Origin of the sequence: Methylacidimicrobium cyclopophantes, from assembly GCF_902143385.2 — a bacterium.
GTDB classification, from domain to species: Bacteria; Verrucomicrobiota; Verrucomicrobiia; order Methylacidiphilales; family Methylacidiphilaceae; genus Methylacidimicrobium; species Methylacidimicrobium cyclopophantes.
In genome coordinates, this window is record NZ_CABFUZ020000094.1 from 1 (window position 1) to 11758 (window position 11758).

10 protein-coding genes are annotated in these 11758 nt (G+C 60.2%); 7 read left to right on the forward strand and 3 right to left on the reverse strand.

Features of this window, described 5'->3' with window-relative positions:
* Positions 1-193: 193 nt before the first annotated feature.
* Positions 194-952 (reverse strand): hypothetical protein, encoded by a 759-nt coding sequence (locus tag FN369_RS03295; RefSeq protein WP_142524783.1) that lies wholly within the window; start codon positions 950-952, stop codon positions 194-196.
* Between the two features lie 20 nt (positions 953-972).
* Between FN369_RS03295 and FN369_RS03300 the strand changes: the two genes are divergently transcribed.
* A complete protein-coding gene (locus tag FN369_RS03300) occupies positions 973-2055 on the forward strand; it encodes a pyridoxal-phosphate-dependent aminotransferase family protein (RefSeq protein WP_142524784.1) in 1083 nt (360 codons plus the stop codon).
* 119 nt (positions 2056-2174) lie between these two features.
* On the opposite strand, the gene FN369_RS03305 is transcribed toward FN369_RS03300, so the two are convergent.
* Together FN369_RS03305 and proS are read right to left on the reverse strand one after the other, a co-directional pair.
* The gene (locus FN369_RS03305) at positions 2175-3059 is read right to left on the reverse strand and encodes a methyltransferase domain-containing protein (RefSeq protein ID WP_178087652.1); all 885 of its coding nucleotides are present in this window, start codon (positions 3057-3059) and stop codon (positions 2175-2177) included.
* Positions 3060-3115: 56 nt separating this feature from the next.
* Entirely contained in the window at positions 3116-4630 is a 1515-nt protein-coding gene (gene proS, locus FN369_RS03310) for a proline--tRNA ligase (protein ID WP_142524786.1), read from the reverse strand.
* 119 nt (positions 4631-4749) lie between these two features.
* On the opposite strand from proS, the gene gatC reads away from it, so the two are divergent.
* The 6 genes from gatC to FN369_RS03340 form a co-directional block, all read left to right on the forward strand.
* The gene (gene gatC / locus FN369_RS03315) at positions 4750-5037 is read left to right on the forward strand and encodes an Asp-tRNA(Asn)/Glu-tRNA(Gln) amidotransferase subunit GatC (protein WP_246189513.1); all 288 of its coding nucleotides are present in this window, start codon (positions 4750-4752) and stop codon (positions 5035-5037) included.
* On the forward strand, positions 5034-6476 hold the full coding sequence (gatA, locus tag FN369_RS03320) for an Asp-tRNA(Asn)/Glu-tRNA(Gln) amidotransferase subunit GatA (RefSeq protein WP_142524788.1): 1443 nt from the start codon (positions 5034-5036) through the stop codon (positions 6474-6476). Before gatC ends, gatA begins: the two co-directional genes overlap by 4 nt.
* 10 nt (positions 6477-6486) lie before the next feature.
* On the forward strand, positions 6487-7941 hold the full coding sequence (gene gatB, locus FN369_RS03325; RefSeq protein ID WP_142524789.1) for an Asp-tRNA(Asn)/Glu-tRNA(Gln) amidotransferase subunit GatB: 1455 nt from the start codon (positions 6487-6489) through the stop codon (positions 7939-7941).
* Positions 7942-8130: 189 nt separating this feature from the next.
* Complete coding sequence (gene hyfB / locus FN369_RS03330; protein ID WP_142524790.1) at positions 8131-10143, forward strand: hydrogenase 4 subunit B; 2013 nt, start codon at positions 8131-8133, stop codon at positions 10141-10143.
* On the forward strand, positions 10134-11090 hold the full coding sequence (locus FN369_RS03335) for a respiratory chain complex I subunit 1 family protein (RefSeq protein WP_142524791.1): 957 nt from the start codon (positions 10134-10136) through the stop codon (positions 11088-11090). Before hyfB ends, FN369_RS03335 begins: the two co-directional genes overlap by 10 nt.
* A 25-nt stretch (positions 11091-11115) precedes the next feature.
* On the forward strand, positions 11116-11758 hold a 643-nt coding region (locus tag FN369_RS03340; RefSeq protein ID WP_142524792.1), incomplete at its 3' end, for a hydrogenase-4 component E.

Sequence of the window (11758 nt, forward strand, 5' to 3'; positions counted from 1 at the left end):
GGCGGAGAGACCGCCGAGGGTAATCGATTTGGATTCCCATCCGGGAGCCGATTTTTCCGAGGATAGGCGTTTCCCCTGGCTCCTCGGCGCACAGAACCTCTGAGCTCCTTTTTAGCCGCTCCCCGGGAAGATGACAACCTTTGTCCAACGGAGCGCGGGGGCAACTACCGCCGACCCGCGCCGGCACCCACGCTTATGGAGCGGCCCCCGCCGTCAGATCGCCGCGCCGGTAGTTTCTCATGACCACCTGCTGCTTCGCGTGGTTGCTTCCGAACCAGGTGCCGACACGGTATTCCACCCACCCGTTGGCTGGAAGAACCCCTAGATCCGGCGAAGGGCTCGAAGCCTCGTACCAGACATCCAGCTGGTCGACGGAGGCAAAGATCCAGGCAATGGGAACCGGCCGAGTCAAGTTCGCCTCGACGTGAAGCACGGAGCAATCCTTTTTCCGCGCCCAAACTCTTCCGTGCAGGGCATTGAGCACTCGATCCGCTCGGGAATGGCAAGGAGCGTCCGGTTTCGGCGAGAAGGCAAGGACATAGGCCCGCTGTCCATTCCAGACGTCTTCCCCTTCGAGCTGGATCGCGTAACGAGGAACGAGATTGCGCATCGCCAGGAAATCACTGACCTGCTGCGCTGCTCGAGCCTCCCGAAGTTGTTGGCTGCTCAACTTTTGGACGGAAACCGTTCCCGCAGAGGAGTTCGGAACCAAGAGCAGGCCCTCGCCCGGCTTGACCACCAGCCGAATCTCATCGGTCTTCTTCGTATTCCCGCTTCCGTCGAGCTGATCGGTACGGATCTCTTGGCAATACTCCAAGCGAAGCAGGCGCTGCTTCGCTTCGTCGTCGCGGGCGACAACCTCCCGGAGAATTTCTTCCAGTCCAGGCTCGGCAAGGGCTCGGACGGACAAGAGACAAATCGACGCTAGGAGAAGCCATTGCCTTTTACGCATCTGATCCCTATCCTCCCAGAATGATACCTCACGTAAAACTTTTTATCCCGGGGCCGGTCGAAGTTTCTCCAGAAACACTCCAAGCGTACGCCGCGCCCATGATCGGACATCGAAGCAAAAGCTTTCAAGAGCTCTACGCGGATCTACAGCCCAAACTGCAGGCCCTCTTTTATACGAAGAGGCCTGTCTACTTCAGCACAAGCTCCGCCTGGGGCATTATGGAAGGAGCGATCCGCAACCTAGTGAACAAGAAGGTGCTCTGCTGTGCCAACGGTGCCTTCTCCGATAAGTGGTATGATGTCGCCCTGCGCAGCGGCAAGGCCGCAGAGCTTCTCGCCTTCCCGTGGGGCACGCCGGTCGATCCGGAAGCCGTGCGTCGCAAGCTTGCGACCGGCGACTTCGATGCGCTCACGCTGATCCACAACGAAACCTCGACCGGCCTCATGAATCCATTGTGGGAAATCGCGGAAGTCATGCGGGATTTTCCGGGTGTCTCCTTCATCGTGGATACGGTCTCCTCCTTCAGCGTGCTCAAGATCCCCTTCGACGAGTTGGGAATCGATGTCATGCTGGCCGGAACGCAAAAAGCGCTCGCTCTCCCCCCCGGAGCAGCGCTCTTTTCGGTCTCCGAGCGAGCCTTGGCCAAGGCGGCGACGGTGCCCGGGCGCGGGTATTACTTCGATTTCATCGAGTTTCAAAAGAACCACGAAAAGAACATGACGCCGAGCACCCCGTCGATCGGCCACTTTTACGCGCTCCGACAGAAGCTCGCAGAAATTTCCGCGGAGGGGATCGAAGCGCGCTATGCGCGCCACCGGGAGAATGCGCAGATCGTACGCTCTTGGATCAAGGATCGCGGCTTCGGGCTCTTCCCCAAAGAGGGCTTTGCCTCTCTCTCTCTCACCTGCGCCTCGAATACGCGAAAGGTCGACGTAGCGAAGTGGATTCAAAGCCTACGAAGCCGCTTTCAGTGCGTAATCGACGGCGGATACGGAAAGCTCAAGGGAGAGACCTTCCGGATCTCTCACATGGGGGATGAGACGCCGCAGACCGTACGGCAGCTTCTCGGCTGGCTCGACGAGTGTCTAGCCGATCTAAGCTGATCGAATCCCGTTCCGGGCGCCGGGCCGATGGCGGCCCGGTGCCCGGTGCCCCTCTCCGCCGTCCTTTCCCCCGCTCAACGATCCGGCTCCCGAGGGACTCCATCGATTGGCGAAAGCCATTACCTCGGCTTTTCTCCGACGAGAAAGATCGCCGGATGCTCCATCTCGATGCCTCGGCCCGTCTCTAGTCTGCTCAATTTCTCTTTGAGCGATGCGATAATGCGCTGCCGCTCCGCATCCCCCACCCCCGAGAGGAATCTCCCGGAGCTGCTGGCGGAGAGAAACGCAATGACTTCGTTCGGATCTTTTGCGTAATCCGAAAGAGGGAACACTCGCAAGTCGACGATCCGGAATCCGGCCCGCTCGGCCAGATCCCGAAGCTCTTTCCGAGTCATGCGAAAAGGGGACAAAAAGAGATTGGGAGGAACATTGCCCAGTACTTCTCGAATCGATTCCCGAATGAGCTCGCGCACCCGGGACGGCTGGCCACTTTTCAACCCCGTGCTGATTCCGAGCCTGCCTCCCGGCTTTAGGATCCGATAGATCTCTCGAAGGGCTTCGGCTTTGTTTTCGATCCAATGGAAAACATAGTTGAGATAGACGCGATCGAAAGAGCCGCTTGCGAAGGAAGAAAGATCGTCGGAACCGGCCACCTCGAAGGAAAGGCCCGAGCGTTCCCTCCGCTTCGCGATGGCGATTCGATACGGGGAAGGATCGATTCCGATCACTTTTCCATGAGGGCCGACGAGCTTTGCCGTATACTCCGCGAGCCTTCCCGTCCCGCAACCCAGATCCAAGACGACGTCGCCCGGTTCGATCGAGAGGAGGGAGAGGAGTTCCCGTCCCTGAACAAACTGCGGTCTGCTTACGGCCTCGTATTGGGCGGCGAGCTCTGCGGACTCCCTGGGAGGCGGAAGAGCGGCTCTGAGCGAGCCGATCGAGCCCGCTGCGCAGAGAGAGACCAGCAGAACGGCGGAAGCCTTCACCGAGCAACTATAACGCACTTCCCTCCGCTGGGAGAGAAATGCCCGGAAAGGGAGTGCTCGGCGAGGAACGGGGATCAATAGGCCTTTCCGAAAAGGACCCGGTATTTTCCGGGCTTTCCCGAGAAAGGGCAGGTTCCCGGAGCGGGCTCCTGGTCGAGAGGGATGCAACGGATCGTAACCTTCTGCTCTTCGCGGATCTTTTCTTCGAGTGCGGCATCGCCGGACCAGGGTATTTCGGCGAATCCTCCATGAATCTCCGGTCTTTCGGCATCTCTCGGGGTAAAGAACTCGAGGAACTCTTCGCGGGATGCAATACGGCGGGTATGGCTTTTCTGGAAGGCGACCGCCCGATCCCAATAGCCCTCCTGCATCTGCGTCAAAATGCCCTCCACCTCTGCCACGAATTGGCGAACCGACTGAGAGAGGCGCTCGCGCGGCGGCCGATCCCGCCGGCCGATCGAAAGCGTTCCCGCAGCAACCTCCCGAGGACCGATTTCCACACGGAGGGGAACCCCTTTCTTCACCCACTCCCAATTTTTGGCGCCTCCGGCCGACGGACGGGCATCGATCTCGACACGAAGCGGCTCTCCGGCATAGCTCCGCTCCGCCAACTCCGCAGCCAGCCTCGCGCAAGCCTCCTCAATCGCCGTCCGCTCTTCCTCGCGCCGGATCAGGGGTAGAAGGACAATCTGGCAGGGAGCCACGCGCGGTGGAAGAACGAGGCCGTTATCATCGGAGTGGGCCATGATCAAGGTTCCCACGAGGCGGGTGCTCACCCCCCAGCTTGTCGTCCAGACATGTTCTCGCATCCCCTCCGGAGAGAGGAAGGTGATGCCGTTGGCACGGGCAAAGTTCTGTCCCAAAAAGTGCGAAGTGCCGGCCTGGATCGCCTTTCGATCCTGGACGAGCGCTTCGAGCGTGAGCGTCCGCACGGCTCCTGGAAAGCGCTCGCCTGGGGTCTTTTCCCCCGCGATGGCCGGAAGAGCGAGCATCTCCCGCAGAAATCCCTCGTAGAGCCGGAGCATGCGGAGCGCCTCGGCTTCCGCTTCGGCAGCCGTCTGGTGTGCCGTGTGACCCTCCTGCCACAGAAACTCGCTGGTGCGCAGAAAAAGCCTGGGCCGCAACTCCCAGCGCACCACATTGGCCCACTGGTTGATCCGCAGCGGCAGATCTCGATACGATTGAATCCACCGAGCGAACGCGGCTCCGATGATCGTCTCCGACGTCGGACGGACGACGAGAGGCTCGGCAAGCGGCGCCCCCGGTACCAAACGGCCTTCCGTTGCCTCCAGCCGATGGTGGGTCACCACCGCGCACTCCTTGGCGAAGCCTTCGACATGCTCCGCCTCCTTTTCGAGAAAGCTCAAAGGGATGAACAACGGGAAATAGGCGTTGCGATGGCCGGCGGCCTTGATTCTCCGATCGAGCTCCCGCTGCATCCTCTCCCAGATCGCATATCCCCAAGGCTTGATGATCATGCAGCCCCGCACCTCGGAATTTTCCGCCAAGTCCGCCGCGGCAATGACCTGTTGGTACCACTCCGGAAAATCTTCCTGGCGCGTCGGAGAAATCGCTGGTCGTTCCGTCATAGAAATCTTCGTTTGCTTGCTCCACTTCCTATCGCACTTCTTTCGTCGCGAACAAGCGCAATGGAGCGCGCGCATTCCCCGCCTTGCCAGAAACCGGCGCATTCCGGTATGGATATTCCGTGCCAACGCTTGGAATCGACGTCGCCTATGTGGCGGATCTCGCCCGCCTTCGACTCTCCCCGGAAGAAATCGAGACCTTCGGCAATCAACTCGAGCAGGTGCTCGCCTATGTAAAGAAGCTCGAGGAGGTCGACATCCGCGAAATCGTCCTCATCGGCGAGGAAAAAGGATTTCAAAACCGGCTGCGTTCCGATTGCCCTCTTCCGGGGCTTTCGCAGAAAGAAGCCCTGCAAAACGCGCCGCAACAAGCGAGCGGACTCTTCCTCGTCCCTCGGATCCTCGAGTGAGCTGCGCCTTCTCCACGATCCAAGAGCTGCGCAAGCAGCTCCTCGCCAAGGAAGTCCATCCCACCGAGGTGGTCGAATCGCTGCTCGATCGTATCTCCTCGGTAGATCCAAAGCTCAAAGCCTACAACTATCTCCATCCGGAACGCGCACTGGAATCGGCCAAGAAGGCCGATCTCTCCCTTCCCTTGGGGGGAGTTCCCATCGCCATCAAGGACGTGATCAACGTTCGCGGGGAGCCCTGCACCTGCTCCTCGCGAATCCTGGAGGGATACATCGCTCCTTACGACGCGACGGTGATCGAGAGACTCCGGGCCGCAGGCGCCATCTTGCTGGGCCGGACCAATATGGATGAGTTCGCGATGGGCTCCTCGACGGAAAATTCGGCCTGGGGCGTTACCCGCAACCCATGGGATCTCTCGCGCGTGCCGGGGGGAAGCAGCGGAGGCTCGGCCGCGGCTGTCGCCGCTCACGAGGCGATCGCCGCTCTGGGTACCGACACGGGAGGATCGATTCGACAACCCGCAGCCTTCTGCGGCTGCGTCGGATTGAAGCCGACCTACGGGCGGGTATCCCGCTACGGCCTAACGGCCTTCGCCTCGAGCTTGGATCAAATCGGTCCTCTGACCAAGTCGATTGCCGACGCGGCGCTGCTCCTGGAAATGATCGCGGGTCAGGATCCCCGGGACAACACCTGCGCACCGGAACACGCTCCCTCCTTTTCGAAGAAGCTCGGGGAAGAGATTCGAGGCATGACGCTCGGTGTTCCCAAGGAATATTTCGTGAGTGGGATCGATCCCGAGGTCGAGGCCGCGACGCGCAAAGCGATCTCCCACTTCGAAGAACTCGGAGCGATCATTCGCGAAATATCCCTTCCCCACACCTCCTATTCGATCGCCTCCTACTACCTGGTCGCCACCGCGGAAGCATCGGCCAACCTGGCTCGGTTCGATGGGATGCGTTACGGAAGACGCGCCTCCGGCTGCGACGACCTTCTCGAAACGTACGGGCGAACGCGTGACGAAGGCTTCGGCCGTGAGGTGAAACGGCGGATCCTTTTGGGAACCTACGCACTCAGCTCCGGCTACTACGATGCCTACTATCTCCGGGCGCAAAAGGTGCGGGTGCGGATTCGAGAGGACTTTCTGGCCGCATTTCGTGATTGCCAGGCGATCGTAACTCCGACTTCTCCCACTCCAGCCTTCTGTCTCGGCGAACGGACCGAGGATCCGCTGCAAATGTACTTGGCGGACATCTTTACGATCGCCGTCAATCTCGCCGGGCTTTGCGCGCTCTCGCTGCCCTGCGGCTTTACGCGGTCCGGCCTTCCGATCGGTCTGCAAATCATCGGTCCGATGTGGAAGGAGGAGACGATTCTCCAGGTTGGATATGCCTACGAGCAGAGCACCGACTGGCATACCCGCCGACCTCCTTTGGAATGAGGACGCTGCCATGACATACGAAGCGGTCATCGGTCTTGAGGTTCACGTTCAGCTCAAGACGCAGACCAAGCTCTTCTGCGGATGTCGGAACGAGTTCGGAGCCGAGCCTAACAGCCATCTCTGCCCAGTCTGCCTCGGTCTTCCGGGTGCTCTTCCCGTTCCCAACGAGGAAGCCGTCATCAAAACGATCCTGACGGGCCTCATGCTCGGATCGACCATCGCGCCCCGCGCCAAGTTCGACCGAAAGAACTATTTCTATCCGGACATGCCGAAGAACTATCAGATTTCCCAATACGACCAGCCGCTCTGCCAGGGAGGCAGCTTGACTCTGCCCTCTCTCAGCTTCCCCAAGGATGCGCAAAAGGAGCCGCAGGCTCTGGCAAACAAGAAGGTGCGACTCGTTCGGATCCACCTCGAAGAAGATGTGGGCAAGTCATTCCATCTCGAGAGCCGGAGCGGAATCGACTTCAATCGAGCAGGCACCCCGCTCATGGAAATCGTCACGGAACCAGACCTGACCACGCCGGAGGAAGCCTTCGCGCTTCTCACGACGCTTCGGGAAATCCTGCGCTATGGAAACGTGAGCGATGTCGATATGGAGAAAGGCCAGCTTCGCTGCGATGTGAACATCAGCGTGCGGCCTGCGGGAGCCAGAGACTTCGGCACGAAGCGCGAGATCAAGAATCTCAACAGCATCAGCGCCGTTCGGCGTGCGCTCAAATATGAGATCGAGTCCCAAATCGAGCTCGTCTCCTCCGGGGGAACGGTAGTTCAGCAGACCATGCGCTGGGATGACGCGCGGGGGGAGACGATCCCGATGCGCACCAAGGAGCAGGCCCATGATTATCGCTATTTTCCCGACCCCGACCTGCTGCCGATCCATACCGACGGCCGCCTTCGCACGGAAGCCGAGGGTCGCATGCCGGAGCTTCCCGAGCAGAAAAAGAACCGCCTCTGCCGGACCTACGGGCTGTCGGAATATCAGGCGAGCGTCCTCGCCTCCGATCCGCCGTTGGCGGACTATTTCGAGTCGGCGGCCCGTTCCACCCGCAACCCGATCACCCTGGCCAATCTGATCCTCAATGACTACCTGGCTCTTCGTCAGGAGGCCCCGGAACTCGCCACCGTTTCGCCGGAATATTTCGGGGAATTGGCAGACTTGGTGTCCGACAGCCGACTCAATTCCCGACAGGGGCGAGAAGTGCTGGCGATTTTGCTACGGACTCCCAAATCCCCTAAAGAAATTGCGGAGGAGCGCGGTTTGGCCCAGATATCCGACAGACAAGCATTGGAAGCCTTCTGCCGCGAGGCGATCGCCGCCAATCCGAAGAGCGTCGCCGATTACAAGGCTGGGAAGGCGGCGGCGATCAACGCACTCAAGGGCTTCGTCATGAAAAAGAGTCGTGGGCAAGCCAACCCGCAGCGCATCCACGAGCTTCTCGAAGCCCTTTTGCGCGAGAGATGATTGCCTCTCCGGCCTCCTTAAATCCATTTCCCCCTTGTGCCGCCGCGGGAGATCCTATACAAGCAGGTCCTTGTCGGCCGATTGGATCGCCGAAGCGATGTTCGTGTCCAAGAGAACTCGATTCGACTCTCTTGAGCGAGCTCTCTGCCTCGTCGGCTCGGTTTTCTTGCCGCGCAAGCACTTCTCGAGATGACCTTGGATATCGCGCTCTGTTGTTCGGCGGCGCTTCTGCTCACCAGCCTTGCGAGCTTCCCGCTGAGGACTTTTTCCGGTCGAAACGGGGTCATTTACGGCGCAACCGCGCTTTTCTCTCTCCTCTCGTTCGCCTGCGGTCTCGGCGAACTCCTCTTTCCCTCCGCAGAGCCCCCGGCGATGATCTTGCCGGCCGGACTTCCGTGGATCGGCGCCCATTTCCGCATGGACGCGCTCTCCGCCCTCTTTCTGGCGATCATCGGGTGGGGAGGGATCTCGAGCTCCCTCTTCGCCATCGGGTATAGCCGGCACGAGTCGGCATCCGATCGAATCCTTCCGTTTTTCCCGCTCTTTCTCGCCGGAATGAGCTGGGTTGTTTTGGCGGACGACGCCTATGTCTTTCTCTTCGCCTGGGAACTCATGTCGCTGGCTTCCTGGGCCCTGGTGGTTTCCCATCACCGGGAAGAAGCGAATGCGCGAGCGGGACATGTCTACCTCACCATGGCTGCGGTCGGCGCTTTCGCACTGATTCTCGCCTTCGGCCTGCTGGCGACGACGAGTGGGAGCTATGCCTTTTCCGTCATACGCGAAACGGCCCTTTCCCCTCTCACGACCAGCGTCGTGCTCGCCCTGGTGACGATCGGGGCGGGTTCCAAAGCGGGTCTCTTCCCCCTCCACGCTTGGCTCCCGTTGGCGCACCCGGCCGCGCCGAGCCATGTCTCCGCGCTCATGAGCGGCGTGATGACCAAGGTGGCGGTTTATGGATTCGTACGGGTCATCTTCGATCTCCTTCGTCCCGCCGCATGGGAAGGCAGCTTTCTCATCCTCTTCCTGGGAGGGATCACCGCGGTGCTGGGCGTGCTCTATGCTTTGATGCAACACGATCTTAAGCGGCTGCTCGCCTACCATACCGTGGAAAACATCGGGATTATCTTCATCGGCCTCGGGCTTTCCTTGGCCTTTGCCGCAAACCGCATTCCCTGGGCAGCCGCTCTTTCCCTGACGGCCTCGCTCTTCCACGTGGTGAACCACTCCTTGTTTAAGAGCCTGCTCTTTTTCGGCTCCGGCGCGGTCTTGGCGTCCACCGGGGAAAGAGACATGGGAAAGATGGGAGGACTGATCCACCGGATGCCCGGCACCACCGTAGCCTTCCTAGTGGGCTGTGTCGCCATCTCGGCTCTGCCGCCTCTCAACGGTTTTGCATCGGAGTGGCTCACCTTCCAAGCAATCCTGGTCAGTCCGAATCTTCCTCAATGGGCGCTCAAATTCCTGATCGTTGCCGTCGGGGCCCTTTTGGCCTTATCGGCGGCACTTGCAGCCGCCTGCTTCGTCAAGGCCTTCGGAATGAGCTTTCTCGGGCGCCCGAGATCCGCCTCCGCGGCGGAAGCCAAAGAGGTGGGAGCTCCGTCCCTCGCCGCCATGTTCGCCAACGCACTCTTCTGCCTGTTGGCAGGCATATTTCCGGGTCAAATGGTCAACGCACTCGGGCCGGTGGTAAAGGAATTTGCCGGACAAGCCCTGCCGCAACAGAGCGTTCCTTTCTGGGCACCAATGGTGCCGATTGCGCAGACTCGAAGCTCCTATGATGCCCTTCTGCTCTTCGTCCTGATCGCGATCACCGCTCTGGGAGCCGCGGGATTGGTCCGATCGATCGGATTCCGCCCGATTCGCCGATCGGCTGCGTGGGATTGCGGTTATCCGGATGCCAGCCCCGCAACCCAATATACGACGGCGAGCTTTGCGCAACCCATCCGCCGCGTCTACGCCTCGAGCATCTTCGGGGCACGCGAAAAGGTCGAGATGCCGCCTCCAGGGGACCCTGCTCCCGCGCGGATCGCAGTCAAGATTCATGATCCGGCTTGGGAAGGACTCTATGTACCCATCGCCAAGGCCGTCCTCTTCCTCGCAGGAAAACTCAACCCAATGCAGTTTCTCACCATTCGGCGCTATCTACTTCTGGTCTTCCTTCTCCTGATCTTTCTGCTCGCCTTGCTCAGCATATGGCTCTGATCCACCCCTCCTTGATCCAAGCGGCACAGATGCTCCTCGTCTTGCTCTTGGCCCCCGGCCTTACGGGCTTGGTCCGAAAGGTAAAAGCACGGCTGTTGGGTAGGCAAGGCCCCTCGATCCTCCAACCGTATCGAGAGCTCTTTCGGCTTTTCCGCAAAAACCCCGTCTTGGCAGACAATGCCTCTTGGCTTTTCCGAGTTTCCCCCTATTTGATTTTTGCCTTCACCTGGCTGGCGACCGCCCTGGTTCCCACTTTCTGCCTGGGTCTCCCGTTCGGCCCTTGGGCCGACCTCATCGCGATCACCGCTCTCATCGGAAGCGCCCGCTTCTTTTTGGCCCTATCGGCCCTCGATGCCGGCACGAGCTTCGGAGGCATCGGGGCGAGCCGGGAGGTGATGATCGCCTCTCTGGCGGAGCCCGCTATGCTCCTGGTAGTCTTTACCTTGGCTCTCGTTGCAGGCTCGACGGAACTCTCGGCCATCACCGCCTATCTCCTCTCGCCATCGGTGGGACTCCGCGTTTCGATGGCCCTGGCTCTGGCCTCGCTTCTTCTCATCGCTCTGGCCGAAAACAGCCGGTTGCCCATCGACAATCCGGCAACGCATCTTGAACTGACGATGGTTCACGAAGCAATGGTGCTCGAATACTCCGGGCGTCATCTGGCCCTGCTCGAATTGGCCGCCTCCCTCAAGCTGCTCCTCTATTTTTCCCTGATCGGAACGATTTTCCTCCCCTGGAGGCTCGCCGCGCCGGGCTCCTCGATCCTCTCCTATCTCTTCGGCAGCTTCCTCTATCTGAGCAAGCTCGTGGTGGCGGGAACCACCCTCGGGGTTTTCGAGATTACTCTGGCCAAAATGCGCCTCTTCCGTGTCCCCGACTTCCTCGGCGCGGCCCTCATGCTCGGCCTGCTCGCTACGCTCCTTCGCTTTGTATCCGGAAGTCTGTAAACAGGAGAACCGACCCATTCCCTTCATGAGCGCGCTCAGCTTCGACATCGCCCATCTGCTCTCCGGGAGCCTCGTCTTGGTGAGCTTCATGCTCCTCTACCAGGACCGGGTCTTTGCTTTGCTCCATATGTTCACGCTCCATGCTCTCGTCCTCTCCTTCTCGGTCGCTTGGCAGGCCTACATCCAGGATGCCCCCCATCTCTACATCACCGCCGCCATTGCCCTGGTTTTCAAAGCCATCCTCATCCCTGTCGCGCTCCGTCGCATCGTCGTCCAGTTGCGGATCCACCAAATATTGGAGACGGTCGGTGGAATCGGCCCTACGATGCTCGCCGGCATGGCGCTCGTCGCGCTTTCCCTCGTAGTGACCCTGCGAACTACGCCGCCGGGAGATCGTCTTTCCCGGGAAGATCTCGCCTTCGCGCTGGCGGTAATTCTTTTAGGGATGTTGATGATCGTCACGCGGCGCAACGCGATCAGCCAGGTCATCGGTTTCATGTCGCTGGAAAACGGCCTGATTTTGGCCGCCGCGGGCGCGAAAGGGATGCCGCTCGTCGTAGAGATCAGCGTCGCGTTTGCGGTCCTCATCGCCTTCATCGTCATCGGCGTTTTCCTCTTCCGCATCCGAGAGCGCTTTGACACGGTCGACATCCTGGTCGTCGACCGCT

Coding starts and splice junctions, on each gene's coding strand:
- gatB (WP_142524789.1), top strand. CDS start 6,487: ATGACATACGAAGCGGTCATCGGTCTTGAGGTTCACGTTCAGCTCAAG.
- proS (WP_142524786.1), bottom strand. CDS start 4,630: ATGACGGAACGACCAGCGATTTCTCCGACGCGCCAGGAAGATTTTCCG.
- FN369_RS03335 (WP_142524791.1), top strand. CDS start 10,134: ATGGCTCTGATCCACCCCTCCTTGATCCAAGCGGCACAGATGCTCCTC.
- hyfB (WP_142524790.1), top strand. CDS start 8,131: ATGACCTTGGATATCGCGCTCTGTTGTTCGGCGGCGCTTCTGCTCACC.
- FN369_RS03295 (WP_142524783.1), bottom strand. CDS start 952: ATGCGTAAAAGGCAATGGCTTCTCCTAGCGTCGATTTGTCTCTTGTCC.
- FN369_RS03300 (WP_142524784.1), top strand. CDS start 973: ATGATACCTCACGTAAAACTTTTTATCCCGGGGCCGGTCGAAGTTTCT.